Annotated in this window: 25 protein-coding genes; 15 read left to right on the forward strand and 10 right to left on the reverse strand. The window is 67.8% G+C overall.

What is annotated here, in order from left to right:
- Positions 1-157 precede the first annotated feature (157 nt).
- Entirely contained in the window at positions 158-898 is a 741-nt protein-coding gene (gene phbB, locus ACFOLC_RS14285; RefSeq protein WP_386759929.1) for an acetoacetyl-CoA reductase, read from the reverse strand.
- A 42-nt stretch (positions 899-940) separates the two neighbouring features.
- Positions 941-1,888 carry a tRNA glutamyl-Q(34) synthetase GluQRS gene (gene gluQRS / locus ACFOLC_RS14290; protein WP_386759930.1) on the reverse strand — a complete coding sequence of 316 codons (948 nt, stop codon included), beginning with the start codon at positions 1,886-1,888 and terminating at the stop codon, positions 941-943.
- A gap of 80 nt (positions 1,889-1,968) precedes the next feature.
- On the opposite strand from gluQRS, the gene htpX reads away from it, so the two are divergent.
- Positions 1,969-2,877, forward strand: a complete 909-nt coding sequence (htpX, locus tag ACFOLC_RS14295) for a protease HtpX (protein ID WP_386759931.1) — start codon at positions 1,969-1,971, stop codon at positions 2,875-2,877.
- Between the two features lie 233 nt (positions 2,878-3,110).
- Positions 3,111-3,731 carry a pentapeptide repeat-containing protein gene (locus tag ACFOLC_RS14300; protein WP_386759932.1) on the forward strand — a complete coding sequence of 207 codons (621 nt, stop codon included), beginning with the start codon at positions 3,111-3,113 and terminating at the stop codon, positions 3,729-3,731.
- Positions 3,732-3,821: 90 nt separating this feature from the next.
- On the opposite strand, the gene ACFOLC_RS14305 is transcribed toward ACFOLC_RS14300, so the two are convergent.
- Together ACFOLC_RS14305 and epmB are read right to left on the reverse strand one after the other, a co-directional pair.
- Positions 3,822-5,894, reverse strand: coding sequence for a GGDEF/EAL domain-containing response regulator (locus ACFOLC_RS14305; protein ID WP_386759933.1), 2,073 nt, complete (start codon positions 5,892-5,894; stop codon positions 3,822-3,824).
- Between the two features lie 120 nt (positions 5,895-6,014).
- Positions 6,015-7,061, reverse strand: coding sequence for an EF-P beta-lysylation protein EpmB (gene epmB, locus ACFOLC_RS14310; protein WP_386759934.1), 1,047 nt, complete (start codon positions 7,059-7,061; stop codon positions 6,015-6,017).
- Between the two features lie 121 nt (positions 7,062-7,182).
- On the opposite strand from epmB, the gene efp reads away from it, so the two are divergent.
- From efp to ACFOLC_RS14355, 9 genes are all read left to right on the forward strand, one after another.
- Positions 7,183-7,749: an elongation factor P gene (gene efp / locus ACFOLC_RS14315; RefSeq protein WP_386759935.1), complete on the forward strand. Its 567-nt coding sequence runs from the start codon at positions 7,183-7,185 to the stop codon at positions 7,747-7,749.
- A 153-nt stretch (positions 7,750-7,902) separates the two neighbouring features.
- A complete protein-coding gene (locus ACFOLC_RS14320) occupies positions 7,903-9,246 on the forward strand; it encodes a TRZ/ATZ family hydrolase (protein ID WP_386759936.1) in 1,344 nt (447 codons plus the stop codon).
- Between the two features lie 127 nt (positions 9,247-9,373).
- Positions 9,374-10,105 (forward strand): bifunctional 2-polyprenyl-6-hydroxyphenol methylase/3-demethylubiquinol 3-O-methyltransferase UbiG, encoded by a 732-nt coding sequence (gene ubiG, locus ACFOLC_RS14325; protein WP_386759937.1) that lies wholly within the window; start codon positions 9,374-9,376, stop codon positions 10,103-10,105.
- Positions 10,072-10,791 carry a phosphoglycolate phosphatase gene (locus ACFOLC_RS14330; RefSeq protein WP_386760019.1) on the forward strand — a complete coding sequence of 240 codons (720 nt, stop codon included), beginning with the start codon at positions 10,072-10,074 and terminating at the stop codon, positions 10,789-10,791. Before ubiG ends, ACFOLC_RS14330 begins: the two co-directional genes overlap by 34 nt.
- A gap of 8 nt (positions 10,792-10,799) precedes the next feature.
- Complete coding sequence (locus ACFOLC_RS14335) at positions 10,800-11,534, forward strand: squalene/phytoene synthase family protein (RefSeq protein ID WP_386759938.1); 735 nt, start codon at positions 10,800-10,802, stop codon at positions 11,532-11,534.
- A gap of 94 nt (positions 11,535-11,628) precedes the next feature.
- A complete protein-coding gene (gene folE2 / locus ACFOLC_RS14340; protein WP_386759939.1) occupies positions 11,629-12,561 on the forward strand; it encodes a GTP cyclohydrolase FolE2 in 933 nt (310 codons plus the stop codon).
- Positions 12,562-12,689: 128 nt separating this feature from the next.
- A complete protein-coding gene (locus ACFOLC_RS14345; protein ID WP_386759940.1) occupies positions 12,690-14,315 on the forward strand; it encodes a diguanylate cyclase in 1,626 nt (541 codons plus the stop codon).
- Positions 14,316-14,389: 74 nt separating this feature from the next.
- On the forward strand, positions 14,390-16,069 hold the full coding sequence (locus ACFOLC_RS14350; RefSeq protein ID WP_386759941.1) for a sensor domain-containing diguanylate cyclase: 1,680 nt from the start codon (positions 14,390-14,392) through the stop codon (positions 16,067-16,069).
- Positions 16,066-16,995 carry a hypothetical protein gene (locus ACFOLC_RS14355; RefSeq protein ID WP_386759942.1) on the forward strand — a complete coding sequence of 310 codons (930 nt, stop codon included), beginning with the start codon at positions 16,066-16,068 and terminating at the stop codon, positions 16,993-16,995. The genes ACFOLC_RS14350 and ACFOLC_RS14355 overlap by 4 nt, the downstream gene beginning before the upstream one ends.
- Before the next feature lie 209 nt (positions 16,996-17,204).
- Here the strand turns inward: ACFOLC_RS14355 and ACFOLC_RS14360 are convergent, their stop codons facing one another.
- From ACFOLC_RS14360 to yidD, 3 genes are read right to left on the reverse strand one after another with little or no spacing between them, the layout of a single operon-like run.
- A complete protein-coding gene (locus ACFOLC_RS14360; protein WP_386760020.1) occupies positions 17,205-18,011 on the reverse strand; it encodes a M23 family metallopeptidase in 807 nt (268 codons plus the stop codon).
- A 41-nt stretch (positions 18,012-18,052) separates the two neighbouring features.
- Entirely contained in the window at positions 18,053-19,399 is a 1,347-nt protein-coding gene (locus ACFOLC_RS14365; RefSeq protein WP_386759943.1) for a dihydroorotase, read from the reverse strand.
- The gene (gene yidD / locus ACFOLC_RS14370) at positions 19,384-19,632 is read right to left on the reverse strand and encodes a membrane protein insertion efficiency factor YidD (RefSeq protein ID WP_386759944.1); all 249 of its coding nucleotides are present in this window, start codon (positions 19,630-19,632) and stop codon (positions 19,384-19,386) included. Before yidD ends, ACFOLC_RS14365 begins: the two co-directional genes overlap by 16 nt.
- A 264-nt stretch (positions 19,633-19,896) precedes the next feature.
- On the opposite strand from yidD, the gene dksA reads away from it, so the two are divergent.
- Both dksA and ACFOLC_RS14380 read left to right on the forward strand, forming a co-directional pair.
- Complete coding sequence (dksA, locus tag ACFOLC_RS14375) at positions 19,897-20,967, forward strand: RNA polymerase-binding protein DksA (protein ID WP_386760021.1); 1,071 nt, start codon at positions 19,897-19,899, stop codon at positions 20,965-20,967.
- 209 nt (positions 20,968-21,176) lie between these two features.
- Entirely contained in the window at positions 21,177-21,656 is a 480-nt protein-coding gene (locus tag ACFOLC_RS14380) for a nucleoside deaminase (protein ID WP_386759945.1), read from the forward strand.
- Positions 21,657-21,661: 5 nt separating this feature from the next.
- Here ACFOLC_RS14380 and ACFOLC_RS14385 read toward each other — a convergent pair whose 3' ends face one another.
- The 3 genes from ACFOLC_RS14385 to cysS form a co-directional block, all read right to left on the reverse strand.
- A complete protein-coding gene (locus tag ACFOLC_RS14385; RefSeq protein ID WP_386759946.1) occupies positions 21,662-22,927 on the reverse strand; it encodes an MFS transporter in 1,266 nt (421 codons plus the stop codon).
- A gap of 38 nt (positions 22,928-22,965) precedes the next feature.
- Positions 22,966-23,418 carry a SufE family protein gene (locus tag ACFOLC_RS14390; RefSeq protein ID WP_386759947.1) on the reverse strand — a complete coding sequence of 151 codons (453 nt, stop codon included), beginning with the start codon at positions 23,416-23,418 and terminating at the stop codon, positions 22,966-22,968.
- A gap of 106 nt (positions 23,419-23,524) precedes the next feature.
- Positions 23,525-24,892: a cysteine--tRNA ligase gene (gene cysS, locus ACFOLC_RS14395; RefSeq protein WP_386759948.1), complete on the reverse strand. Its 1,368-nt coding sequence runs from the start codon at positions 24,890-24,892 to the stop codon at positions 23,525-23,527.
- Positions 24,893-25,066: 174 nt separating this feature from the next.
- Here cysS and ACFOLC_RS14400 point away from each other — a divergent pair, with 174 nt between their 5' ends.
- Both ACFOLC_RS14400 and ACFOLC_RS14405 read left to right on the forward strand, forming a co-directional pair.
- On the forward strand, positions 25,067-25,510 hold the full coding sequence (locus ACFOLC_RS14400; protein ID WP_386759949.1) for a hypothetical protein: 444 nt from the start codon (positions 25,067-25,069) through the stop codon (positions 25,508-25,510).
- Between the two features lie 284 nt (positions 25,511-25,794).
- Entirely contained in the window at positions 25,795-26,832 is a 1,038-nt protein-coding gene (locus tag ACFOLC_RS14405) for an N-acetylornithine carbamoyltransferase (protein ID WP_386759950.1), read from the forward strand.
- Positions 26,833-26,859: the final 27 nt, after the last annotated feature.

Here is a 26,859-nt window from a genome sequence, read left to right on the forward strand (position 1 = left end):
CAGGCGGCGCCTGGTAAACCCCAAAGTTTGCTGCGCAAAATCTTGGGCGCCGAGACGCGCTGCCATACCCCCATTCGCACCTGTGGCGCGAATCGCCCCCCTAACTAAGGGGGCTGTTGCTATTAAGTCGCTTCCTGGGCACAGAGTGGGCTGTTCTCTACCAACCCATGTGGTGGCCGCCGTTGATGTCCAGGTTGGAGCCGGTGATCCAGGCGGCTTCCTCGGCGACCAGGAAGGCCACCGCGTAGGCGATCTCGTCCGGCGTGCCGAGCCGGCCGGTGGGGATTTCGGCAACGATCTTGGCGCGCACGTCGTCCGGCACCGCCATCACCATGTCAGTGGCGACGTAGCCCGGCGAGACCGTGTTGACGGTGATGCCGAAACGCGCGTTTTCGCGCGCCAGCGAGATCGTGAAGCCGTGCATGCCGGCCTTGGCGGCGGCGTAGTTGGCTTGGCCGTACTGGCCCTTGAGGCCGTTGATCGAGCTGATCTGCACGATCCGCCCCCAGCGCCGCTCGCGCATGTCCTCGATCACCGGACGGGTCACGTTGAAGCAGGAATTGAGGTTGGTGCCGATCACCTCGTTCCACTGCAGCGGGGTCATGCGGTGGAAGGTCGAGTCACGGGTGATGCCGGCGTTGTTGACCAGGATCTCGATCGGGCCGAGATCGCGCTCGATCTCCTGCACCAGCGCCTGTGCCTGCTCGGGCAAGGACACGTCGCCCTGGGCGAGCGCGACGTCGATGCCATCGCCGCGCATCCGCGCCTGCCAGGCGCGGGCCCTGGCCTCGTCACGATAGTTGGTGGCGACCCGGTGGCCCATCTGCGCCAGGCGCCGGATGATGGCGGTGCCGATGCCACCGGTACCGCCGGTGACGAGTGCCACGCGTGACTGCATTGCTGTCCTCCCCCGACCGCCGGATGCGGCCACGACCCGATTCTAGTCAGCGATGGTGGAAACTGCTGCTGCATCGTGGCGGTCGCCGGCACCGGCGGGGATGGCCGCAACCACGAAGTCCGATTGCGCGCGGGCGAGCAGGGCCGCGACGCTGCCGGCACCGGCCAGTGCCGCCGGGTCCTGGCCGAGGCGCAGCCAGGCCGCGCGCAGGGCCGGCAGCGGGTCGTCGCGGTCGATCGGGAGCGCGGCCTCCGACTTGGACAGCTTGCGGCCGTCCGCTCCCAGCACCAGCGGCAGGTGGGCGTAGCGTGGCGTCGGCAGGCCGAGTGCGCGCTGCAGCAGGATCTGGCGCGGCGTCGAGTCGAGCAGGTCGGCGCCGCGGACGACATCGGTGATGCCCTGTGCGGCATCGTCGACCACGACCGCGAGTTGGTAGGCCCAGTAACCGTCGGCGCGCCTGAGCACGAAATCGCCGACCGCACGCGCCACGTCCTGGGCGTAGACGCCCTGCACGGCATCGTCGAACGCGACCACGCCGTGGTCGGCGACGCGCAGGCGCACCGCCGGGTCGGTACGGGCGCCTTGGGCCACGCAGCGGCGGTGGATGCCGCCGGCGGCGGCCAGTCCGGTACGGCTGCAATGGCAGTGGAAGGCGAGGCCTTGTGCCAGCAGCCGGTCGAGCGCGGCCTGGTACAGGGTGCCGCGCTCGCTCTGGCGCACGATCGCCTCGTCGCTGTGCAGGCCGAACGCAGCCAGTGCATCAAGCTGGCGCTGCACGGCCCCGGCGACCTCGCGTGGCGGGTCGAGGTCCTCGACCCGCACCAGCCAGGTGCCGCCGGCCTGGCGCGCCAGCAGCCAGCTGCCGAACGCGGCCAGCAGCGAACCGAAATGCAGGTCGCCGGTGGGCGAGGGCGCGAAGCGGCCGCGGTACGGGGCGGGCGGCGTTGTGGGGGGCGTGGGCACAGCGGGCTCGTCGGGCAAAGCGGTCACGACGCGATTTCACTTGAATTCAACGCCAGCGTGCCACATTTTCCTCGCATGTCGCGCATGGTGCGCGGAAGGTTCCTGTCATGTTCAAGCGTGTCGCACTGTTCCTTGCCACCAATCTGGCGGTACTGGCCCTGCTCAGCATCGTCATGGCGATGCTGCAGAATTTCTTCGGCATCCAACTGGGTGGCCAGGGCGGCCTGCTGGTCATGGCCACGGTATTCGGCTTCGGCGGCTCGTTCATTTCGTTGATGACCTCCAAGTGGATGGCCAAGCGCAGCACCGGCGCCCACGTCATCGAGCAGCCGCGCAACGAGGCCGAGCAGTGGCTGGTCACGACCGTGCACCGCCAGGCGCAGGCTGCCGGCATCAAGATGCCCGAGGTCGCGATCTACGACGCGCCCGAGATCAACGCCTTTGCCACCGGTCCCAGCCGCAACAACTCGCTGGTGGCGGTATCGACCGGCCTGCTGCGGGCGATGAACCGCGACGAGGCCGAAGCCGTGCTCGCGCACGAGGTCAGTCACGTTGCCAACGGCGACATGGTGACCATGGCGCTGATCCAGGGCGTGCTCAACACCTTCGTGATCGTGCTGGCGCGCGTGGTCGGCCGTGTCATCGACGGCTACATCAGCGGCAACCGCGAGGGCGGCCCGGGCATCGGCTACTACGTGATCGTGTTCGTGCTCGACATGGTGTTCGGCCTGTTTGCCAGCATGATCGCGATGTGGTTCTCGCGTTACCGCGAGTTCCGCGCCGACGCCGGCGGCGCGCGCCTGGCCGGCCGCGACAAGATGATCGCCGCGCTGCAGCGCCTGTCGCAGACCCATGGCGAAAGCACGTTGCCCAAGACCATCCAGGCCTTCGGCATCAGCGGCGCGGTCGGCCACGGCCTGCGCAAGCTGCTGATGAGCCACCCGCCGCTGGAAGAGCGCATCGAGACCCTGCGCAATGCCCCGGTCGAACAGGTGCGCGGCAGCGTGGTGGGCTGATCCAGCTCCGTATCACCCGTATAGAGGAAGCCCGCCGAAAGGCGGGCTTCCTAGTTGGAAAGACAGCGACCGATTCGTGGCTGTTATGGATCAACGACGGCGCCGGTCTATAGTCAGTGCGGTGCTGTCATGTCTGGCCCGACGCGGCCGCGTATCCGATCTGGCCGTACAGGAAGCTCTCTCCTTGCGCAGAGCATCGCCATCCCCTATTGAGCGAGAGGCAACCGCGTCGCATGGCCGAACGAAAGTACGGTGAACCTGCGCCAAAAACCGACGCCACGATTGCCGGTGCCGACTGGTATGGCCGGAAACTTCAGCGTGAGCTGTATCAGGGCACACTGTTTGCAGACCTTGATTTTACCGAAGGCGAAAATTTCGGAACGGTCTTCAACGAGTGCACATTTCGACGCGCTCGCTTCAATGCTTCCGTACACCACAGCGCGGCCTTTGTGAACTGCACTTTCCTATCGTGCAACTTCTTCGACAGTCGGTTCACGGAATGCAAGGTCGTGGGAAGCATGTTCGATGGCTGCCAGTTCGACCACATGCAGGTCATCGATGGTGATTGGGCTTTTGTCGGCCTGCCCGGCGCTGACTTGCGGCGTGCTTCGTTTCTCAGAACCCGATTGCGGGAGGCCGATTTGACCGGGGCGCAATGCCAGCGCAGTTCAATCCGTGACGTTGATCTGTCCGGCGCATGGCTCCACAGCGTCGATTTTTCCGGTTGCGACCTGCGTGGAAGCGACCTGAGCGCGCTGGAGCCAGAGAATGTCCGCCTCAAGGAGGCGATCATCACGATCGATCAAACCATCGTGATTGCCGAGGCCCTCGGACTCGATGTGCGGCTTGAGTGACGCAATTCCCCGGGCGCCGAGCTGATTCCGTGCGATTCGCGACCGACAGCAGACATTGGAGTGTCCGCTGCCAGCCGGCGAATCGGGTCGCTAGAACTCGTAATCCATCTCCGGCCCGGCCGGCGCCAGGAAGTGCCCCTGCGCGTAGTCGATGCCCGCACCAAACAGGATGGTCATGCTGGCCGCGTCCTGCACGAATTCGGCGATGGTCTGCTTGCCCAGCTCGCGCGCCTTGTCGGCGATCTCGCGGATGCGTTGCTGGTGGTCGGGGTTGCTCGGCAGTTCTTCCATGAAACTGCGGTCGATCTTGAGCAGCGCCGCGTCGAAGTGGCTGAGCAACTGGAACGAATTGAGCCCGACGCCGAACTGCTCCAGCCCCACGCGTACGCCGAACTGGGCGACCGCGGCCTGGAACTCCTGCGCCGCGCGCAGGTGGGTGAACACCTTCGACTCTGGCAGTTGCAGCACCAGCAGCTTGCCATCGGCGCCGTGTTTGGCCAGTTGCTCACCGATGAACTGCTGCAGGCTCTGGTCCTGCAGCGAGGCCTGGGTGATCTTGGCCAGCAGGGTGGTGCGCTTGCCGGCGCGCAGGCGCTCACCGATCACCGCGATGGCCTTGCCTACCACCCAGCGGTCGATCTCCCACAGCAGGCCGTGCTCCTCGGCGATCTGCAGGAACGCCAGCGGCGGCACCAGCTCACCGTGCTCGCCACGCAGGCGCAGGTAGGCCTCGTACATCTCGTCGGGTGCGCCGTGCAGGCCGATCAGTGGTTGGTAGTCCATGACGAAACGGTCGCCGTCGAGGCCATCGCGGATGCGCGCGACCCAAGCTTCGATGCGCTCTTCCTCGGCGCGGTCGACCGCGCCGGGGTCGAACAGCTCGATGCGGTTGCCGCCGACGCTGACGGTCGACTGCACGCACTGGCTGGCCTTGCCCAGCACCGCGGTGACGCTGGCGATCTTCTCGCCGATCTGCACGCCGCCGATGCTGACGGTGGCGTTGAGCGAGCGGCTGTCGGTCGCCAGTACGTGGTCGGCGAAGGCCGCGCGCAGCGTCTCGGCGAGGCCGGCGGTGTGGAGGTGATCGCTGTTGCGGGTCAGCACCGCAAACTGGTGCTCGGCGAAGCGTGCGGCGATGTCGTTCGGGCCGAGCACGCTGCGCAACCGCTGCGCGAAGGCGCCGATCAGGTCGTCGGCCGCGTCCAGTCCGATGTCCTGCAGCAGGCGCACATAATGGTCGGGCTCGATCAGCAGCAGGCCGTGGTGGGTCGCGTTCTGGGCGGCATCGGCGACGGTGTCCTCGAGTGCACGCAGGAAGGTGGCGCGGTTGAGGAGGCCGGTGGCCTGGTCGCGCTGGCGCAGCGCCTCGACTTCGCGGGCCAGGTCGGGGTCGAGCTCCTGCCGGCGCAGGATCACCTGCAGGCAGGTCTCGCCTTCGTAGCTGGCCGGGGTGAATTCCATGACCGCCGGAAAATGGCTGCCATCAAGCGCGCGCGCCTGGGTTTCGTGGCGTGGCGGCGCCTCGCCCTTGCCCAGTTGCTTGAGCAACTGCTTGAAGCCGTCGACCTGCTGCGGCGCGATCAGGTCGAGCAGCGACATGCCCTCGACGTCCTCGAACCCTTCGAAGCCGAAGATCTCCAGGTAGGCCGCGTTGGCACGGATGTGCATGCCTTCGTGGATGTAGGCGATCGGGTCGCGCGAGGACTCGATCAGCGCGTCGCAGCGGCGTTCGGTCTCGCGCACCTGGGCTTCGAGCTTGCGCTGCGAACGGCGCGCCTCCAGGTCCGCCCACTCCTTGCGCACCCGTGTCTGGACATGCTCCGGGTGGCCGCGCAGCAGCACGCCGCGCGCGCCCAGTCCCATGATTTCGAGCAGGCGCGCGTCGTCGATGTCGTCGAGCAGCACCAGCACCGGCAGATCCTTGCCGCTGGCGTCCACGCACTGCATGACCTTGGCGATCGGCACGTTGTGCGTCTCGCGCGCGGCCAGCACCAGGTCCGGCGGCTGCTGTGCGATCAGGGCCGTCAGCTCATCGACGTTTTCCGGTCGCGATGGACGTACCGCGATGCCACTGTTGCGCAGCCCGCTGACGATGGCCTCGGCTGCCTCGACGCTGTCGTCGACGATCAGCAGGCGCAGCGCCGTGTCTTTGCCGAATTGCATTGCGTCACCTCCCCAAGGCGGGTTTATGACATGAACACGCGCAATCGTCCACGCAAAATGCGTCAAAACGGGATGCGCGACGGATTGGAAATGGCGGATCGTGACCGCCTGCGGCCATTGCTAGAGCGGCCGTTTGCCGGGATCGCCTGCAACTTCGCGTACCAGCTTCGGCACCAGGTAGCCGGACAGGCGCGCGGCCAGCGCCGCGTGCAGCTGCCGCGCCTGCGCGTCGCTCACCTCGAAGTGGGCGGCCCCTTGGACGCGGTCGAGCTGGTGCAGGTAATACGGCAGCACGCCCGCGGCATGGCCGCGTTCGCTCAGTGCGGCCAGCGCATCGACCGAGTCGTTGACGCCGCGCAGCAGGACCGCCTGGTTGAGCAAGGTGGCGCCGGTGCCGCGCAGGCGCGTGAGGGCGGTGTCGACGGCGTCGTCGAACTCGTTGGCGTGGTTGGCGTGCAGGACGACGGTGACCGGCCAGGGCAGGGCACCCAGCCAGGCGAGCAGGGCGTCGTCGACGCGCTCGGGCAGCACCACCGGCAGGCGGGTGTGGATGCGCAGGCGCTTGAGGTGCGGCACCGTGGCCAGCGCGTCGGTGAGCTCGGCCAGCTTGGGCGTCGCCAGCGACCAGGGATCGCCGCCGGAGAGGATGACCTCGTCGATGGCGGTGTCGGCGCGGATCAGTTCGACCGCGTCGCGCCAGCCGGCCGCGGCCGCGGTTTCCTCGGCATAAGGGAAATGGCGGCGGAAGCAGTAACGGCAATGCACCGCGCAGCTGCCGGTCGCGACCAGCAGGGCGCGGCCGCGGTATTTGCGGATCACCCCGTGGCCGGCCTTGGCGGCGCCGTCACCGACGGCGTCCAGGGAGAAACCGGGCATCGGCTTCATCTCATCGTCCAGCGGCAACACCTGGCGCAGCAGCGGGTCGTGCGGGTCGCCACGGCGCATGCGCGCGACGAAGCCATGCGGCACCCGCAACGGGAAATGCGCGGCGGCCGCGTCCGAGATCGCCAGGCAGGCCGGCCCCATATCCATATGATCCAAGCCGAGCAGGGCCAGCAGCTCGCGCGGGTCGCGCACGGCGTCGCGCCAGAGCTGTTGCCAGCGCGGGGCGATGGGGGTGGCGGGCTGGGGGGCGGGCTGCATCGAGGCAGGGGCTGCAGGTATCATGGCGGACCGGTTTTCCTTGCGCCGCGGCCTTCGGCCCGACACAACAGCCCGACATTCTAGCCTCCGCGGCCATCAACGCGGGTCGGCGCCCCGACACTTATTCATACGCAGGAGTTTCACCATGGCCACCTTGGGCATGAACGACGTCAAGAACGGTCAGAAGATCCTGGTCAACAACGACCCGTGCATCATCACCGAGACCGAGTACGTCAAGCCGGGCAAGGGCCAGGCCTTCACCCGCGTGAAGTACCGCAGCATCAAGTCCGGCCGCGTCGTCGAAATGACCATGAAGGCCACCGACAACGTCGAGCAGGCCGATGTCGTCGACACCGACATGCAGTACCTGTACTCCGACGGCGAGTACTGGCACTTCATGAACCAGGAAAGCTTCGAGCAGGTCCAGTCCGACAAGGCCGGCATGGCCGGTGCCGAGAAGTGGCTCAAGGGCGAGGAAGAATGCGTGGTCACGCTGTGGAACGGTTCGCCGATCTCCGTGCAGCCGCCGAACTTCGTCGAGCTGAAGATCACCGAGACCGATCCGGGCGTGCGCGGCGACACCTCCGGCGGCGGCGGCAAGCCGGCCACGCTGGAAACCGGCGCCGTGGTGCGGGTGCCGTTATTCGTGGGTCAGGAAGAAACCATCAAGGTCGACACCCGCTCGGGCGAGTACGTCAGCCGGGTGAAGTGACGATTTGGCCCGTGGCCGCTTTTGCGGCCACGACTTTGCCAAATCGTCATCCCGAGCGCAGCGAGGGATCTGCTTTCGCTTTCGCTTTGTCGCCGGATCGCAACCCGACAGCAGCAGATTCCTCTACTTCGTTCGGAATGACAGGATGAGTGCATGACCAGCGACCACCACCCCCAGCGCTGCGACCTCTTGATCGAAGCCGGCTGGGTGGTCCCGGTCGAACCGCACGGCGTGGTGCTCGAAGACCACGCCGTTGCCATTACCGACGGCGCGATCGTGGCGCTGCTGCCGACCCGCGAGGCGCGCGCGCGCTTCGTCGCCAAGGAGACCGTGTCGCGGCCGGAGGCGGCGCTGATCCCAGGCCTGGTCAACGCCCACACCCACAACCCGATGACGCTGCTGCGCGGCATCGCCGACGACCTGCCACTGATGGAGTGGCTGCAGGGCCACATCTGGCCGGTCGAGGGCGCGGTGATCGGGCCAGAGTTCGTCGCCGACGGCATTACGCTCGCCATCGCCGAGATGCTGCGTGGCGGCACCACCTGCGCCAACGAGAACTACTTCTTCCCAGACGTGCAGGCTGCGGTCTACAAGCGCCACGGCTTCCGCGCCCGCGTCGGCCTGCCGGTGATCGACTTCCCGACCGCCTGGGCCAGCTCGTCGGACGAGTACTTCGACCGCGCCGGTGAAGTCCACGACCAGTGGCGCGACGACCCGCTGATCAGTACCGCCTTCGCCCCGCACGCGCCGTACACCGTGTCGGACGCGAACTTCGAGCGCATCCGCATGCTCGCCGACCAGCTCGACGTGCCGGTGCACCTGCACACGCACGAGACCGCGCATGAGGTCGTCGAGTCGCACGACAAGCACGGCCAGCGTCCGATCGCGCGGCTGGACCGGCTCGGTCTGGTCAACGACCGCCTGATCGCGGTGCACATGACCCAGCTCACCGACGCCGAGATCGAGCTGTGCGCGCAGCGCGGCGTCAGCGTCGTGCATTGCCCCGAATCCAACCTCAAGCTGGCCTCGGGCTTCTGCCCGATCGGCAAGCTGCAGCAGGCCGGCGTCAACCTCGCCATCGGCACCGACGGCTGCGCCAGCAACAACGACCTCGACATGTTCGGCGAGACCCGCACCGCGGCGCTGCTGGCCAAGGCGGTGGCTCAGGACGCGTCGGCATTCGATGCGGCCAGCGCGTTGCATGCGGCCACGCTCGGCGGCGCGCGCGCGCTTGGCTTCGAGACGAAGATCGGCTCGATCGAGCCGGGCAAGCAGGCCGACCTGGTCTGCGTCGACCTCGACCAGTTGGAAACGCAACCGCTGCACCACGTGATCTCGCAGCTGATCTATGCCGTCGGGCGCCAACAGGTCAGCGACGTATGGATCGCCGGTCAGGCCAAGCTGCGCGGCCGCGTGCTGGTCAACATCGACACCGACGCACTGATCGCCAACGCCAAGCAGTGGCGCTCGCGGATCGCGGCGATCCGGCTGACTTGAGCAGTATGTTTTTGTTGTTGCATTTGCTCGTCATTCCCGCGTAGGCGGGAATCCAGGGACTTTTGTTTTTCCTAGAAATGTCCATGGATTCCCGCCTGCGCGGGGATGACGGCCCCGGAGATCGAGCATGACGACGCAAGCTTCAAACGACACCAACTTCAGCCAGGCCGAGCTCGACAAGTTCGGCGCCCTGGCCCAGCGCTGGTGGGATCCGGACGGCCCGCAGAAGGCCCTGCATGCGCTCAATCCGGCGCGGCTGGGCTATGTCGCCGCGCGCACGCCGCTGGCCGGCGCGCGCGTACTCGACGTCGGCTGCGGCGCCGGCCTGCTCAGTGAGGCGCTGGCGGGCGAGGGCGCACAGGTGACCGCGCTCGACCTGGCCCCGGAGCTGGTCAAGGTCGCCAAGCTGCACGGTCTGGAGACCGGCGTGCGCGTCGACTACCGGCTGCAGTCGGTGGAATCGCTGGCGACGGAGTTGCCCGGCCAGTTCGATGCGGTCACCTGTATGGAAATGCTCGAGCACGTGCCCGACCCGGCGTCGATCATCCGCGCCTGCGCGGGCCTGCTGAAGCCCGGCGGGCGGTTGTTCGTGTCGACGCTCAACCGCACCCCGGCTGCGTTCGCGCTGGCGATTGTCGGTGCCGAGTACGTCGCGCGGCTGTTGCCCAAGGGCACGCACCAGTACCGCGACTTCATCAAGCCGTCCGAGTTGGGAGCGTGGTTGCGCGAGGCCGACCTGCAGCTCGAGGACGTCAGCGGCCTGATGTACGAACCCTGGCGCAACGCTGCACGCGTGATCGGCCGCACCGACGTCAATTACCTGGCCTGCGCGGTCAAGCCGACCGAGACCGTCGCGTGACGGTGGCGCTTGCGACGGTGGCCTTCCCCAAGGCGGTGCTGTTCGATCTGGACGGCACCCTGCTCGACAGCGCGCCGGACATGCTCGCTGCGGTCAACGCGATGCGCGCCGCGCGCGGTCGGTCGGCGATGGCGCTCGACGAGCTGCGCCCGCACGTGTCCAAGGGTGCGCGCGCGATGGTCGCGGCGGCGTTCCCGCAGGTCGAGGCGAGCGAGCGCGATACCTGGATCCCCGAATTCCTCGACTGCTACCAGCGCGAACTCGGCCGCTTTGGTGCGCCGTTCGACGGCATCGAGGCGATGCTGGCGCAGCTCGAGGCCGCCGGCAGTGTCTGGGGCATTGTCACCAACAAGCCCGAATACCTGGCCAAGCAGCTCATTCCCCTGCTCGGCTGGGAGCGACGCTGTGCGGTGCTGATCGGCGGCGACACGCTGCCGCAGCGCAAGCCGCACCCGTTGCCGTTGACGGTCGCTGCCGAGCGCATCGGGATCGCACCGGCACAGTGCGTGTATGTCGGCGACGACGAGCGCGACATCATCGCCGCCCGCGCCGCCGGCATGCCGGCGGTGGCGGCGCTGTGGGGCTACCGTCTGATCGAGGACGACCCGCTGGCGTGGCAGGCCAACACGATGATCGAGCAGCCGCTGGAATTGTCTGCCGCATCGGCATGGCCAGCGACGCGATGAACGCGTCCATGCCTGAACACATTGCGCCGGAGCAGGACGAGGGGCTCGACAGCTTCCTCGACAAATGGCGCGCGCGCTGGCCGGAATGGGCGGTGGCGCAGGTGTTCGTGCCACCGGTGCAACGCGAGACCGCAATGGCCTGGGCCGCATTGCAACAGGAACTGACCGATGCCGCCTGGGGTGGCAGCGACCCGCGTCCCGGCGAGGCCAAGCTGGGCTGGTGGAGCGAGGAGCTGCAGGGCTGGGCCAAGGGCGGGCGTCGGCATCCGCTCGGTGTCGCCCTGCAGCGCCTGCCGGCCCCGTGGACGACGCTGGCTGCGTCGCTGCCGGCCCTGCGCGAAAGCCGCGAACGCCCGCGCGACCGTGCCGAGGCGTTGCGGCGGTTGCAGCCCTTCGCCAGTGCGATCGCACAGGTCGAGGCGGGCTTGTTCGCCGATGGCAGGGTTGAGGACGGCGCAGCACTGCCGGCGATCGCTGCCAGCCTGCTGCACGCTCGCCTGGCCCAGGTCGGTGAGTCGGCGGTGCCGCTGAGCGTGCTGGCGCGAGCCGGCGAGGACGCCACCGTGCGCGCCTGGGCGGCCGAGCTGCTGGCCGACTGGCCCGCGGCCACCGCCGCCACCCGGCCGCGGCGGCTGTGGGCGGCCTTGGCACGCAAGCGTCTGGTGCGCGGCGACGCCGCCCTGCCGCTGCCGCCCTGGGCGGCACTGCTGGCCGCCTGGCGCGCCGCCCGCAACGGCCGCTGAACTGACCGTTTCAGGCCTGAGCCCGGCCGCTGCGGGGCCGGCGGCTACAATGGCGGCCGTTGCGTCCCCCCGCGCCGTCCCCATCTCAGCTGCCGTGACCACGACTCCCAATACCCCGCGCCGCCTGCCCGATGTCGCCTTCGATGCCGCCGCCGCGGCGCGACCGCTCGACTGGGTCGGCATGTCCAACATCGCCTTGCCGCTGCGGGTCGGGGCCGGTGACGGCGAGGCCATGACGGTGGCCGCGTCGGTCGATGTCTCGGTCGACCTCAAGGATGCCAATACCCGCGGCATCCACATGTCGCGCATGTACCTGCAACTGCAGCACGCCTTTGCCAGCGAGACGGTGACCCCGGCCGGCCTGCGCCGCGTGCTGCAGACCCTGGTCGACAGCCAGGGCGGCATCTCCAGCGCGGCGCGGCTGGTGCTGCGCTATGAGCAGCTGCTGCTGCGGCCGGCCTTGGCCAGCGACAACGCCGGCTGGAAGCGCTACCCGGTCGAGATCGACGCCAGCCTGCGCGACGGTCACCTGCACCTGGGCCTGCGTTTCGCGGTCGAGTATTCCAGCACCTGCCCGGCCTCGGCGGCGCTGTCGCGCCAGCTCAACGCCGAGCGCTTTGCCGAGGATTTCGCGGTCGCACGACCGCTGTCGACCGCCGTGGTCGCCGAATGGCTGGCCTCCGAGCGCGGCCTGGCCGGGACCCCGCACGCCCAGCGCAGCCGTGCCGACATCCACGTCGAGCTGCGCCCGGCGTTCGACGAACTGCCGCTGGTGGCCATGATCGACGCCATCGAGCAGGCCCTAGCCACCCCGGTGCAGACCGCGGTCAAGCGCGAGGACGAACAGGCGTTTGCCCGTCTCAACGCCGAGAACCTGATGTTCTGCGAGGACGCCGCGCGCCGCGTCGCCGCCGCACTGGCGGTCGACACCCGCATCGAGCGTTTCGATGCGCAGGTTTCGCACTTCGAGAGCCTGCACGCCCACGACGCAGTGGCACGGGTCAGCGGCCGCGGGGCCCACGACTGAGGCCAGGTCCGGCCGCTTTATGCGACCGGGTTCACATATGGGCTATCCTGCCGATCTCGCTCGGGGCCGGGACGGGTATGGGGAAACCCTCGCGTCGGTGGTGGCAAACGCTTGGTTTGCTTGTCGGGATGCTCGTGGCGGCGACCGTGCCGGCGCAGGTCTTCGACGTCGCCCGGCTCGACGGTGATCCGCTGCCGGTGCAGGTGCTGGCCGGTGAACACGACGGCGAGTTCGCCCGCGTTTCCGGCCAGGCCATCTTCGAGACCACCAAACGCCCGCGCTGGTGGCGGCTGACCGCCCGCCAGGCGGTGCCGGCGGACGATGCACCGCAGCTGGTACTGCGCACCCCTTACCTCAACCACGTCGAGATCTGGCGGCCCGGTGAGGTCATGCCGGTGCGCCGCGGCCTGATCGGTGACGACGCCGATCCCGCCTTCTCCACACGCGCACTGGTCGTGCCGCTGCCGCAGGGGCTGGCCGCGAGCGAGTCGATCTACCTGCGCATGCACATGTTGAGCCCGACGCCGATGGCGGTGACGGTCGAGCCACTGGTGGACGTGCACCGCCGCGACCTGCGCCATGTCGCGTTGCGTACGCTGGTGCTCGGCACCCTGGCCGTGCTGGCGATACTCGCCTTCGGTTTCTGGATCGGCATCGGCGAGCGCAGCTACGCGTTCCTGCTGCTGACGCTGGTCGCGCAGGCCATGTACCTGGCCAGCATCGGCGGTGAGGTGCGGATGGTGCCGTGGCTGGCGCAGGCGTTCGGCTCCGACCCGCGGATCGGCCGCATGTTCGGCCTGCTCGCGGTACTCGCCAGCAACAGCTTCCTGATGTTCTATCTGAACCTGCCACGGCGGCAGCCACGGCTGATGCGGGTGCTGTACGGCTGCAACCTGGTGTTGCTGGCCCTGATGCTGGCAACCATCGGCACGGCCGCGAGCGCGATCGCGTTGATCGGTAATGTGGTGCTGCTGGTATCAGCGGTGACGATGTTCGTGGCGAGCGTGGTCGGTACCTGGAAGCGCCAGCGCGAGGCTTATTTCATGCTGCTGTCGTGGACGCCGATGGTGGTGCTGGTGATCCTGCGCGTCGGTGAGCTGCTCGGCGCATGGCGCAACCCGGAGTGGATGGAGTACGCCTTTCCGATCGGCTTCGCGTTGGGCGGGCTGGTGCTGACGATCGGCCTGACCGATCACGTGCACCAGCTGCGCCGCGATCGCGACCATGCCAGCCACCTGGCGACCTACGATGTCCTGACCGGCGCGTTGACCCGCCCGGCCATCGAGGAGCGGCTGGGGGCTCTGGTCGAAGCCGCGCACCAGGGGCGGCGCCCGCTGTCGGTGGTGTTCTTCGACGTCGACCACTTCAAGCAGATCAACGACGAGCACGGCCACCGCATCGGCGACCAGGCCTTGCGCATCATTGCCCTGCGTACGCGCAACCGCCTGCGCACCTATGACCTGTTCGGGCGCTACGGCGGCGACGAGATCCTGGTGGTGTTGCCTGACACCCAATTGCGCGAGGCAATGGGTGTGGCCGAGAACCTGCGCGTGTCGGTTAACTGCCGGCCGCTGTCGATCGAAGGCCGTCTGTTGCCCGCCAGCCTCAGCCTTGGTGTCGCCGAGCTGCACCAGGGCGAGACGGCCGGGCGTTTGCTCGAACGCGCCGATACCGCGCTCTACGGCAGCAAGGCGGCCGGCCGCGACTGCGTCACTGGGCATACCGCCGCACGGTTGCAAGAAGCGGTGTCATGAACCGCTGCCCGCGCTCACCAACGACGACATGCTCGTCTCGTCGCTAGGCTGCGACGAACAGGGGAGGGACACCCATGCACCGATGGTGGCAGGTCTGGCTCTGGTGTTGGCTGTGGCTGGCAACGCCGTGGGCATGGGCGCAGGGCGTGCAATTGTCGCGGCTCGATGCCGACCCGCCGCCCGCGCAAGTGCTGTCGGGCGGTTTCGACCGGCAGTTCATCGTGCTTGCGCAACCTGTGCTGCTGCAGCCGGACAAGCAGCGGTACTGGTGGCGCCTGACTGCAGTGCGGCCAATACCGCCACAGGCCCAGCCGCACCTGGTGCTGCGCTCACCGTATCTGCATCGCATCGAAGTCTGGCCAACGGCGCGGGCGTCTGCACCGCTGCGCCACAGCCTGACCGGCATGGATCGGGACACCGGGTTTTCGACGCGTGCCGTGGTCGTGCCGCTGGTACAGGGACTGGCGGCCGGTCAGTCGCTTTATCTGCGGGTGGAAGCGCTGGCGTCGACGCCGGTCCCGGTGAGTATCGAACCGCTGGCGGAAGTGCATCGTCAGGACCTGGCCCACGTCGGCTGGCGCATGTTCGTGCTCAGCATGATGGTGATGCTGTCCTTGCTCGCGGTGGGGTTGTGGATCGGCATCGGCGATCGCAGCTACCTGTTCCTGTTCCTCACGTTGGCGGCGCAGATGCTGTATCTGGTCTGCATCGGCGGCGAGGTGCGTGCGCTGCCGTGGCTGGCGCACTGGTTCAGTGCGGACCTGCGCATGATCCGGCTGGTGACCATGGTGGCGGTCATCGCCAGCAGCGGTTTTGTCGCGTATTACCTGAACCTGTCGGTGCGGCAACCGGGACTGATGCGGATCCTGGCAACCGCCAACCTGGTCATGCTGGCCTTGATGGTGGTCTCGCTGTTCAGTGCGGCAGGCTGGATCGCTCGTTTCGGCAACGTGGTGTTGCTGGTGATCCTGGTCGGCATGCTGGTGGCGGCCGTGGTCGGCGCATGGCGGCGGCAGCGCGAGGCTTATTTCGTGCTGCTGTCGTGGACGCCGATGGTGATGCTGGCAGTGCTGCGCGTTGGCGAGATCGAAGGCCTGTGGGCGCATTGGGCGTGGACGGAGTACGCGGTGCCGGTCTGCTGCGTGCTGTCCGGACTGGTGCTGATGACGGGCGTGACCTACAAGATCCAGCAATTGCGCCAGGACCGTGACCGCGCCAGCGAACTGGCCACCTTCGATACCCTAACCGGTGCGTTGACGAGGACGGCATTCGAGGAACGGCTGCGTGCGGCAGTCGAGCGTGCACGGCAGGCTCACTCGTCACTGTCGCTGGTGTTCTTCGACATCGACCACTTCAAACGCATCAACGACGCCCACGGCCACCGCATGGGTGACCAGACCCTGCGCATCGTCGTTCTGCGTGCCCGCAACCGGTTGCGCACCGGTGACCTGCTTGGCCGTTACGGCGGCGACGAAATGGTCGTGCTGCTTCCCGATACCTATCTGGAGCAGGCAACGGTCGTCGCCGAGCACCTGCGCGATGCACTCAACTGCCGACCGTTGTCGATCGACGGCGTGCTGCTGCGGGTCAGCATGAGCCTGGGGGTTGCCGAGCTGGCCGACGGCGAGAGCGCCGAGCAATTGCTTGAGCGGGCCGACACCGCGCTGTACGCCAGCAAATCGGCTGGGCGCGACCGCGTCACCAGTCATCGAGTCACAACTACCACCGCTAGAGCACAGGGAGCCCTGACATGAGTCTTGAACAGCCAGTCGTGCCAAAGACCGCCGCCTTCGACCGTTCCGGGCTGATGCCCGGCGACATCCTGCTGATGCGCAGTCAGGGCCAGTTGTCTTCGCTGATTGCCTGGTTCGGCGACAGCATCTACAGCCATGCCGGCATGGTCGGCAACGACGGCACCGTGCTCGATGCAACCACCCACGGGGTGCAGAAAAATCCGCTGAGTGCGCGTTTCGACAACGACCAGGTCCTGTTCATCGATGCCTGCCGGCCGCTTCGTTACGACCTGCTGCCGCTGACCAATGAGGACCGGCAACTCGTAGTCGAACACGGTGAGGGGCTGGTCGGTACACCGTACGCGATGGATGATCTGTTCATGGTCGGCGTGCTGGTGGCGGTGCGCGACAAGAGCCTGCCGGTCGATGACGTGCGCCTGCGCTGGCTGTTGCACGAGGCGCTGGACCATGTCATCAACGACAATGCCTCAAAAATGATCTGCAGCGAATTTGTCTTCCGCTGTTTTTCCGAGAATGCCGCGATTCCGACCGGCATGCTGGCGCCGCAGATCGTGCTGTCGCCGCCGAATGACGCGCCGTTTCCGAAGGTCGACTGGTTGGCCTTGCTCAAGGAGCTGTGGCCGTTGCTGCGCCCCGGGCGCCAGGCGGCGTTGGCCGCAGCCGGCGTACAGCCAGAAGCCGCGTTCCCACCGGGCCTGTTGCAGGCGCAGGCACTGACGGACGACGATTTCGCCACGCAGAAAGCTACCGCACGCGCGACGTTGGGGCTGCCCGAACCGGTCGCGACGGCGCAAGGCGGCAGCGTGCTCGCGTGGGTGCCTTTCCCCAACCCGAACCCGAAGATGGTCACGCCGCACGACCTGGAAATGACCCCGAGCCACTTCGTGCTGGGGCGGGTCAAACCGCAGGCGTCGTTGGCGCCCTAAGGTGAGGTGGCGGGTGTGGGTACTGCGCTCCAGCACCGCGCTGTATGGAAATACAGCTATCGGATGACGAACGCGCCGCCGCGCGTGGTACGGGTGAACGGCTGCGGAAACGTTACTGCCCGCGTTCGAGCACCGCGCCGTATGGAAATACAGCTATCGGATGACGAACGCGCCGCCGCGCGTGGCACGGGTGAACGGCTGCGGAAACGTTACTGCCCGCGTTCGAGCACCAGCAGCGGATCAATGCGCACGTCGAACCAGTTCATGCCCCAATGCAGGTGCGGGCCGGTGGCGCGGCCGGTGGCCCCGACCGCTCCGACCACCTGGCCCTGGGCGATGCGCTCGCCGACTTTCACGTCGATCCGCGACAGGTGCAGGAAGTTGGAACTGACGCCGTGGCCGTGGTCGATCAGCAAGGTGCCGCCGGTCAGGTAGAGGTCGGGGCCGGCAAAAGTGACCACGCCCGCCGCCGGCGCCTTGACTGGGGTGCCGTTCGGCGCGGCGATGTCCATGCCCGAGTGCGGCGACTTCGGCGTGCCGTTGTAGATGCGCTGGTTGCCGAAGCGTCCGCTGATGCGGCCTTGCAGCGGCCAGATGAAGGCCTGCGCGAAATCAGCGCGGTCGTCGTCGCGGGCACGTGCGGCGACGACTTGCGCCTGCTCGCGACGGATGCGCTCGGCGATGGCCGGCGGCGGATTGACGGTCTTGGGCGGCACGCCCTGGATGTTCTCGACTGGCCAGTCGCGCGGGGTGACGGCGATGCTGATCGTCTGGCTGCGGCCGTCGGGGCCTTGCACGTCGACGCGGACCGGGCCACGCTCGTCACGGCCGATGCCAAACACCACCGAGCCGTACGGTGTCGGGCGCAGCACGCGCTCGCCGTAGCGTGCGGTGCTGCCGGCGGGTACCTTGCCGATCACCAGCGCGCCCTGCGGCACCGCGGCCGGGAAGACGACCCGCGCATCGGCCATCGCCGCAGGTGCCGGGTCGGGCGCCGCCGCCATCGTCACGCCCATCCCCACGATCAACAGCAGCAACACCCACGTTGCCGGTGCCCTCATCGCGTGAACGCCAGGCGCTGCCCCTGCGGTGTGCCGATCAGTTGACGGCCGTCCCAGGCCAGCGTGCCGTTGACCCAGGTCGAGGCGATGCGCGAATGGAACGTGGTGCCTTCGAATGGCGACCAGCCGCACTTGGACAGCACGTCCTCGCGTTGCACGGTGAAAGGCGTGTCGTCGATCAGCACCAGGTCGGCCGCGTAGCCCTCGCGCAGGAAACCGCGGCCCTCGACATCGAACAGCTGCGCCGGCGCGTGCGCGAACTTCTGCACGACCTGGGCGGTGGTGAGGCGGCCTTCATGGACCAGCTCCAGGGCGGCGTTGAGCGCGTACTGCACCAGTGGTAGCCCGCTCGGCGCCGAGGTATAGGGCCGCGCCTTTTCTTCCAGCGTGTGCGGGGCGTGGTCGGTGGCGAGCACGTCGATCACGTCGGTGGCGACGGCGCGGATCAACGCCTCGCGGTCGGCCGGGTCCTTGATCGCCGGGTTGCACTTGATCAGGTGGCCCAGGCGCGCGTAGTCGGCGCGGTCGAAGCGCAGGAAGTGGATGCAGGTCTCGGCGGTGATCTGCTTGCGGCTGCCGTCGGCGCGGACCAGTGGGCCGGCCTCGAACAGGGCCAACTCGTCGGCGGTGCTGATATGCAGCACGTGCAGGCGCGTGCCGTGCCGGCGCGCCAGCGAGATCGCCAGCTCGGTCGACTTCTTGCAGGCCTCGCGCGAGCGGATGTCGGGGTGGCACGCGGCCGGGATGTCGTCGCCGTACTTGGCCTTGTAGCGGGCCAGTTCGGCGTCGATCATCGGGGTGTCTTCGCAGTGGGTGATGATCGGCGTCGGCACGTCGCGGAAGATCGCATCGAGCACGGCCGGGTCGTCGACCAGCATGTTGCCGGTGGAAGCGCCCATGAACACCTTCACCCCGGGCGCCGTGCGCGGGTCCAGGGTCTGGATCGCGGCGATATTGTCGTTGCTGGCGCCCAGGTAAAAACCGTAATTGCCCCAGGCTCGACCGGCGGCGCGGCGGTACTTGTCCTCCAGCGCGGCGGCGTCGAGCGTCGGCGGGGTGGTGTTGGGCATGTCCATGAACGTGGTCAAGCCACCGGCCACGGCAGCGGCCGACTCGGTCGCCATGTCGGCCTTGTACTCCAGGCCGGGCTCGCGGAAGTGGACCTGGTCGTCGATCATGCCCGGCAGCAGGCGCCGACCGGCGGCGTCGACCACGGTTTCGCCGCTGCGCGCGCTCAGGCCGCTGCCGATCTGGGAGATGCGGCCGGCGTCGATGCGCAGGTCGCCGTCGAACTCGCGACCTTCGTTGACCAGGCGGGCGTTGACGATCAATGTCGATGACATGAGGAGTTTCCGTGGGGCGGTTCGGGCACGGGATCGTGCCCGCCGGGGTGCAGGGGATGGCAGCGCAGTACCCGCCGCACGGCGAGCCAACTGCCCTTGATCGTGCCGAATCGGGCAATCGCCTGCATCGCGTATTCCGAGCAGGTCGGGTGGAAGCGACAGCGCGGCCCGAGCAGCGGACTGAGCCACCGCTTGTAGCCGCGCAGCAGGGCAATGAACAGACGGTCGATCACGATTCCTTAATGCGGTCAAACACTTGAGGTGCGGTTGCCGCAGGTGCCGGGGCAGGGTATAACAGCGCGCTTTCCCGTCACAAGATGTATGGTTCGACCGGTGCAGCATGGGCTGGGTCGGACACCGCGAGACCGGTCTGCAGGTTCGGCCCCGCAGTGGCGATCCGGCACTTGCATGCAAGCTCACCGAGTGGGGCATGCTTGGCCCACGCAACCTTTGAACCCCGTTCAAAGGTCCTCAGGGAACACAAGGACAAGTCGCTCGTGGCAGTGAAAAAAACCGCGAAGAAGGCCGCCAAGGCCGCCAAGAAGACCGTCAAGCCGGCCGCCAAGAAGGCCGTGTCCAGCAAACCCGCAGCGAAGACATCCACGGCCAAGAAGCCGGTCGCCAAGAAGGTGGCGGTGAAAAAGCCCGTGGCCAAGAAGGCCGCCCCGGCCAGAAAGGCCATGACCAAGAAGGTCGTCGCCAAGAAGCCCGCAGTAAAGAAGCCGGCCAAGCCGGCCGCCAAGAAGGTGATTGCGGCCAAGAAGCCGGTCGCCAAGAAAGCCGCTCCCAAGAAAGCAGTCCCCGCCAAGAAGGCCGTGCCCGCGAAACCCGTCGCGAGCCCAGCCAAAGGAAAGCCTGTTGCCGCCAAGCCGGCCAGCAAGCCGACCATCGTCAAGAAACCCGCAGCCCGCCCGGCCACCAAGACCGCACCGGTGGCGCAGGCCGTCAGCAAGCCAGAAGTTGCCAAGAGTCCAGTGACCCAAACCGCATCCAACAAGGCGCCAGCGCAGAAAGCCGCGGCCGTCAGCACCCCCGTGTCCAAACCTGCCCAGCGGCCGACCGGCAAAGTTGCCGTCGCCGTCACCGCCAAGCCCCAGGCGCCCGCGCCGAAAGGCAAGGCCAAAGTCGTGCCGTACAAAACCGATGATGCCAGCGGGCGTCCGATCGTCCCGAACGGCTACAAGCCGTCCGCCGACGAGGAGTACATGAGCCCGCTTCAGCTCGAATACTTCCGCCAGCGCCTGCTGCATTGGCGCACGGATCTGGTCGAGGAATCCAAGCAGACCATCGAGAACCTCAAGGACGAAGTCCGTGACGTCGGCGACGAGGCCGAGCGCGCCACCCGCGAGACCGAAAACTCGCTGGAGCTGCGCACCCGTGACCGCTACCGCAAGCTGATCAGCAAGATCGACAGCACGCTCAAGCGCGTCGACTCGGGTGATTACGGCTTCTGCGTCGATACCGGCGAGGAAATCGGCCTGGAGCGCCTGGAGGCGCGCCTCACCGCCGAGCGCACGATCGATGCGCAGGAGCGCTGGGAGCATCTGCAGAAGCAGATGGGCGACTGAGCCCCGGCCACCGGTTCCGCCGGTCGTGCGCTCCGCGTACGGCAACGCTCGCAAAGCCCGGCTCCGGCCGGGCTTTTGCGTTGTGTGGTGTGCGCAGCGCGCCAGTGCCGCGGTCACCTTGTTTGTCTGGCCAGCGGCCAAGGTCGGTCCACGCCGATTTGACGTGGATTGGGCATGCTGGGCATCCCGCCCTTGTTGCCGCCAGACCGATGAATTCCGACCCGACCGCCACGACCGCACACACCGGCTTCATGCGCGAGGCCATCGCCCTGGCCCGAGCCAACATCGCCGCCGGCGGCCGTCCGTTCGGCGCCGTGCTGGTGCGTGACGGGGAGATCATCGCGCGCGCCAGCAACCGCATCCACGACAGCTTCGACCCGACCGCGCACGCCGAACTGCTGGCGATCCGCGAGGCTGGACAGAGGCTGCGCAGCCCACGCCTGGACGGCTGCGTGATCTACGCCAGCGGCTACCCGTGCCCGATGTGCCTGGCGGCGATGCACCTGTGCGGCATCAGCGCGGTGCACTACGCCTATTCCAACGAAGACGGCGCGCCGTACGGGCTGTCGACCGCACCGGTGTACGCGCAGATGGCCTTGCCGCCGGGCGAGCAATCGTTACCGGTGCAGCAGGAGTGTCCGCAGGGCGAGGCCGACCTGTATGCGCAGTGGGCCCGGCAACGCGGCTGAACGAATCAGTGCAGCTCGCGCAGGTCGAGCCGGCGCAGTTTCGGCGCCAGCTTCGCGGTCGCGCCGACCACCGCCAGTGTCATGCAGCCGCCGAAGATCACCGACGGCACCAGCCCCAGCAGGCGGGCGGCCAGGCCGGACTCGAACGCCCCCAGCTCGTTCGACGAGCCGATGAAGATGCCGTTGATCGATGACACCCGCCCGCGCATGTGGTCGGGCGTGGCCAGTTGCAGGATGGTCGAGCGCAGCACCACCGACACGCCGTCGCACATGCCCGACAGCATCAGCATCAGCGCCGACAGCCACAGCTGCCGCGACAGCGCGAAGCCGATGATGCACAGCCCGAAGCCTGCCACCGCGATCAGCAGCACCCGTCCGGCGTGGCGTTGCAGCGGTTTGCGTGCCAGGTACAGCCCGACCAGCACCGCGCCGGCCGCCGGCGAGGCGCGCAGCAGGCCCAGTGCCTCCGGGCCGTAGTGCAGGATGTCGCTGATGAAAGCCGGCAGCAGCGCGACCGCGCCGCCGAACAACACCGAGAACATGTCCAATGCCTGCGCACCGAGCACGACCTGGGTGTTGAAGACGAAGCGCAGGCCCTCGCCGATGCTCTTGAACACCGGCGCGCGCTCGGCCGGCATCGGCGGCTCGGTCACGCGCAGGCTGATCACAGCGATCGCAGCGGCGGCGGCGAAGGCCGCAGCGACCAGGTAGGCCGAGGTCTTGCCACCCCAGGCCACCAATATGCCGCCCAGCGCCGGGCCGAGCACCAGGCCGCTCTGCATGACCACGCTGCTGACGCCAGCGCCGCGCGCGTACTGCTCGCGCTTGAGCACGCGCGCGAACAGCGACATGTACACCGGCGCGAGGAACGCACGAACCACACCGTTGACCGCGATCGCGGCGTAGATGGTCAACGTGCCGAAGCCGGACACGCCGGCCGGAAGGCGGCCGCTGGCGACGCCAGCCAGCACCAGCGTGGTCAGCAGCAGGCCCACGCAGGCGAACATGCCGAGCTTGCGCCGCGGCAGGTGGTCGACCGCATAGCCGGCGAACAGCGCGAAACAGAAATATGGAATCACCTCGGCCAGGCCGATCAGGCCCAGCGCGAGGGTGTCGCGGGTGAGTTCGTAGACGTGCCAGCCGACCGTGACCGCGACGATCTGGTAGGACAGCATCGCCAGCAGGCGATAGGTCAGCAGCCCGGTGAAGCCGCGGTTGCGCAGCAGGATGGCGACGCCCGCCGGAGGCCCGGCCGCGGCTTCGGCACTCACCGGTGCACGCTCATGCGGGCCGGCTCATGCTGGCGCGCTCACAGGTGTTCGCGGGCGCGGTCGCGGATGAAGCCCAGCAGCGCGGCCAGGCCGTTGCTGCGGGTCGGCGAGAGGTGCTTGGCCAGGCCGATGTCGGCGATGTAATCGGCCTGCGTGCCGGCGATCTCGGCGGCGCTGCGGCCGGAGTACACGCGCAACGCCAGGTAGATCAGCCCGGAAACGATCGCCGAGTCGCTGATGGCGTGGAAGTCGAGCCGGTCGGCGTCTCCCTCTGCGACGATCCAGACCATCGACTGGCAGCCGTGCAGGCGGTGCGTCTCGGTCTTCCACTCCGCGGGCAGGTCCGGCAGCTTGCGGCCGAGGTCGATCAGGTACTGGTAACGCTCGGACCAGTCGCCGAAGAAGGCGAACTCGTCCTTGATCGCGGCCTGCGCCTGCGCGGTGCTGGGCTCGATCGGGAAGGGGCTGACAGGGGCGGCGATGGCGTTCATTGCAATGGGATTTTACGCCGTGCCGGCAGTTGGCGTGGGGTCATCTGCTCGTCATTCCCGCCTGCGCGGGGATGACGATCCAGGAGGTCGGCGGATTGACTGACCCTCAGGCCCTTTTCCAGCGCACGCCCTGCGGCGTGTCCTCCAGCAGGATGCCTTCACCGGCAAGCTGGTCGCGGATGGCGTCGGCGCGAGTGAAATCGCGCGCCTGCTTGGCGGTGATGCGCTCGTCGATCAACGCCTGGATGCGGCCGTCGTCGTCGTTGGAGGCGCCGCGGCCGAACCACGCCGTCGGTGTCTGCTGCAGCAGACCCAGCGCCAGGCCGGCACCGAGCAGGTCGCGCTTGAGCCGGGTCCTGTCGGCGCGGGCCTCGGCCTTGCGTGCCTCGCCGGCGATACGGGCGATCTCGGCCAGCACCTGCGGTGTGTTGAGGTCGTCGTCGAGTGCGGCCTCGATCGAGGCCGGGATCACCGCCGCGGCGTCGACATCGGCCAGGTCGCGCAGCGTTCCGTACAGCCGGTCCAGCGTGCGCACGCTCTGCTCGATCAGCCCATCGGACCAGTCCAGCGGCTGCCGGTAGTGGGCCGAGAGCAGGGCGTAGCGCAAGGCCTCGGGCGAGTGCGTGCGCACCAGGTCGTGTACGCGCTGGATGTTGCCCACCGACTTGGCCATCTTGGCGCCGCCGAAGTTGAGCATGCCGTTGTGCAGCCAGTAGCGGGCGAAGACCTTGCCGCCGTGGGCGCATTCGCTCTGTGCGATTTCGTTCTCGTGGTGCGGGAACTGCAGGTCGACGCCGCCGGCGTGGATGTCGATGGTTTCGCCCAGGTGGGCAGCGGCCATCGCCGAGCATTCGATGTGCCAGCCCGGACGGCCGCGGCCCCAGGGCGAGTCCCAGCCGGGGAGGTCGTCGCTGGAGGGCTTCCACAGCACGAAATCGCCCGGGTCGCGCTTGTACGGCGCCACGTCGACGCGGGCGCCGGCCAGCAGGTCCTCGGTGTCGCGGCGCGAGAGCTTGCCGTAGTCAGCAAAGCTGGCCACCGAGAACAGGGCGTGGCCCTGCGCCGCGTAGGCGTGACCGGACGCGATCAGGCGCTCGATCATGGCGATGATCTCGCCGATGTGGGCGGTGGCCGCCGGCTCGATGTCCGGTGCCCGCACGCCGAGCGCCGCCATGTCCTCGCGGTAGGCGGCGGCGAAGCGGTCGGTGATCGTCGAGATCGGCACGCCCTGGCCGCGGGCGGCGTCGTTGATCTTGTCGTCGACGTCGGTGATGTTGCGGGCGTAGGCGAGGCCGCCGAAGCGCCGCCGCAGCAGGTCGGCCAGGACCCCGAACACCACCGGGCCACGGGCGTTGCCGATATGGACGTAGTTGTAGACCGTGGGCCCGCACACGTACATGGTCGGGCGGGCGGGATCGAGCGGCACGAACGGTTCGACCCGCCGCGTCAGGCTGTTGAAAAGGTGCAGGCTCATGGGGTTACCGCTGGGATTGCGGCCATTCTAGCGGCCGACCGTGGCCGCTGGCACGTCGGCGGCCTTGCCTGCGGCAGTCGTCTGGGCATGGCGCGGGCCAGCCTAAGGCGGGATTCAGGCCATCGGCACCGGCAGCACTTACAATTTGTGAACAAATCTGACTGCGCGAGCGTGATGAACCGTTCTGTCCTGTTGCTGCCAACCCTGATATTCGCCCTGTGGGCAGGAACGGCGTTGGCGCAGAACACAGTGATCCAGGCCGAGAACGTCCGTTTCGACTACGCCCAGGTGTTGCGGGTCACGCCGGTCTACCAGACGCTGAAGGCCAGTGCCGTCGAACAGCAGTGCGAAGAGACGCCGCGCCCCGAGGATTCCCGCCTGTCGCGGGTGGTCGGGGCGGTCAAGGAGGCGTTGACCCGCCAGGAAAAGGAAGGCGGGGAGGCGGCCGATTGCCGCCCGGTCACCATCGAGCGCGAGTTCCGCCGGCCGATCGCCTACGACGTCGACTACGTCTACAAGGGCGCCAAATACCGCTCGCGCCTGCCCGAGGACCCCGGCAACCGCCTGCGCATCAAGGTCGCGGTGACCCCGGTGGTGCCGACACCGCGCAGCCGTTGATCCCGCCATGCTTGCACCCGCCGCGGGTGCATGCGAGCATTCGCACCCTCATGAACCCCAACCGCGCCGACGCCGACGTGCTGACCTCTGCCTACATGGCGGCGGGCATGACCTCGCGCGCGCGCCGACCGTTTCCCTGCCATCCCGCTGGGTAACGGTCGCATACGCTTTCGCAACACGCGAAGTGACATACGAAAAGCCCAGCCTACGCGCTGGGCTTTTTTGCTTTTCGGCCCGCGCAGCCCCCGACCCACCCACCAGACTTGACCACCGGACCGCACTCGATGACTGCAACTGCGAACACCAGGCACTTCCTCAACACCCAGGACTGGTCGCGCGCCGACCTCGATGCGCTGCTGGCGCAGGCGGCGGCGTTCAAGCGCAGCAAGCTCGGCGACCAGCTGAAGGGCAAGTCGATCGCGCTGGTGTTCTTCAATCCGTCGATGCGCACCCGCACCAGCTTCGAGCTGGGCGCGTTCCAGTTGGGTGGTCATGCCGTGGTGCTGCAGCCAGGCAAGGACGCGTGGCCGATCGAGTTCAACCTCGGCACGGTCATGGATGGCGACACCGAGGAGCACATCGCCGAAGTCGCCCAGGTGCTGGGCCGCTACGTCGACCTGATCGGCGTGCGTGCGTTCCCGAAGTTCATCGACTGGGCCTACGACCGCGAGGACATCGTCCTCAAGAGCTTCGCCAAGTACTCGCCGGTGCCCGTCATCAACATGGAGACGATCACCCATCCGTGCCAGGAGCTGGCGCACATCCTGGCGCTGCATGAGCACTTCGGCACCACCGACCTGCGCGGCAAGAAGTACGTGCTGACCTGGACCTACCACCCCAAGCCGCTCAACACCGCCGTGGCCAATTCGGCATTGACCATCGCCACGCGCATGGGCATGGACGTGACCCTGCTGTGCCCGACGCCGCAGTACATCCTAGATGAGCGCTACATGGGCTGGGCCGCGCAGAACGTCGCCGAAAGCGGCGGCTCGCTGACCGTCAGTCACGACATCGACAGCGCCTACGCCGGCGCCGACGTCGTCTACGCCAAGAGCTGGGGCGCGCTGCCGTTCTTCGGCAACTGGGGGCCGGAAAAGCCCATCCGCGACCAGTACCAGCACTTCATCGTCGACGAGGCCAAGATGGCGCTGACCAATCATGGTGTGTTCAGTCACTGCCTGCCGCTGCGCCGCAATGTGAAAGCCACCGATGCGGTGATGGACTCGCCGCAGTGCATCGCCATCAACGAGGCCGAAAACCGCCTGCACGTGCAGAAGGCCATCATGGCGCAGCTTGCTTCGCAATCCGTGATTCGTGATTAGGGATTCGTGATTCGTAAAAGCACGTTC

Source organism: Lysobacter cavernae, from assembly GCF_042648505.1.
GTDB lineage: Bacteria > Pseudomonadota > Gammaproteobacteria > Xanthomonadales > Xanthomonadaceae > Lysobacter_L > Lysobacter_L cavernae.

Excerpts from the sequence above, each read along its gene's own strand:
- ACFOLC_RS14365 (WP_386759943.1), bottom strand. The coding sequence starts at position 19,399 with ATGTCATCGACATTGATCGTCAACGCCCGCCTGGTCAACGAAGGTCGC.
- ACFOLC_RS14305 (WP_386759933.1), bottom strand. The coding sequence starts at position 5,894 with ATGCAATTCGGCAAAGACACGGCGCTGCGCCTGCTGATCGTCGACGAC.
- cysS (WP_386759948.1), bottom strand. The coding sequence starts at position 24,892 with ATGAGCCTGCACCTTTTCAACAGCCTGACGCGGCGGGTCGAACCGTTC.
- efp (WP_386759935.1), top strand. The coding sequence starts at position 7,183 with ATGGCCACCTTGGGCATGAACGACGTCAAGAACGGTCAGAAGATCCTG.
- ACFOLC_RS14405 (WP_386759950.1), top strand. The coding sequence starts at position 25,795 with ATGACTGCAACTGCGAACACCAGGCACTTCCTCAACACCCAGGACTGG.
- ACFOLC_RS14320 (WP_386759936.1), top strand. The coding sequence starts at position 7,903 with ATGACCAGCGACCACCACCCCCAGCGCTGCGACCTCTTGATCGAAGCC.
- ACFOLC_RS14390 (WP_386759947.1), bottom strand. The coding sequence starts at position 23,418 with ATGAACGCCATCGCCGCCCCTGTCAGCCCCTTCCCGATCGAGCCCAGC.
- phbB (WP_386759929.1), bottom strand. The coding sequence starts at position 898 with ATGCAGTCACGCGTGGCACTCGTCACCGGCGGTACCGGTGGCATCGGC.
- ACFOLC_RS14360 (WP_386760020.1), bottom strand. The coding sequence starts at position 18,011 with ATGGGCGTGACGATGGCGGCGGCGCCCGACCCGGCACCTGCGGCGATG.
- ACFOLC_RS14400 (WP_386759949.1), top strand. The coding sequence starts at position 25,067 with ATGAACCGTTCTGTCCTGTTGCTGCCAACCCTGATATTCGCCCTGTGG.
- ACFOLC_RS14345 (WP_386759940.1), top strand. The coding sequence starts at position 12,690 with ATGCTCGTGGCGGCGACCGTGCCGGCGCAGGTCTTCGACGTCGCCCGG.
- ACFOLC_RS14380 (WP_386759945.1), top strand. The coding sequence starts at position 21,177 with ATGAATTCCGACCCGACCGCCACGACCGCACACACCGGCTTCATGCGC.
- htpX (WP_386759931.1), top strand. The coding sequence starts at position 1,969 with ATGTTCAAGCGTGTCGCACTGTTCCTTGCCACCAATCTGGCGGTACTG.
- ACFOLC_RS14300 (WP_386759932.1), top strand. The coding sequence starts at position 3,111 with ATGGCCGAACGAAAGTACGGTGAACCTGCGCCAAAAACCGACGCCACG.
- ACFOLC_RS14335 (WP_386759938.1), top strand. The coding sequence starts at position 10,800 with ATGCCTGAACACATTGCGCCGGAGCAGGACGAGGGGCTCGACAGCTTC.
- ACFOLC_RS14355 (WP_386759942.1), top strand. The coding sequence starts at position 16,066 with ATGAGTCTTGAACAGCCAGTCGTGCCAAAGACCGCCGCCTTCGACCGT.
- ubiG (WP_386759937.1), top strand. The coding sequence starts at position 9,374 with ATGACGACGCAAGCTTCAAACGACACCAACTTCAGCCAGGCCGAGCTC.
- ACFOLC_RS14350 (WP_386759941.1), top strand. The coding sequence starts at position 14,390 with ATGCACCGATGGTGGCAGGTCTGGCTCTGGTGTTGGCTGTGGCTGGCA.
- epmB (WP_386759934.1), bottom strand. The coding sequence starts at position 7,061 with ATGATACCTGCAGCCCCTGCCTCGATGCAGCCCGCCCCCCAGCCCGCC.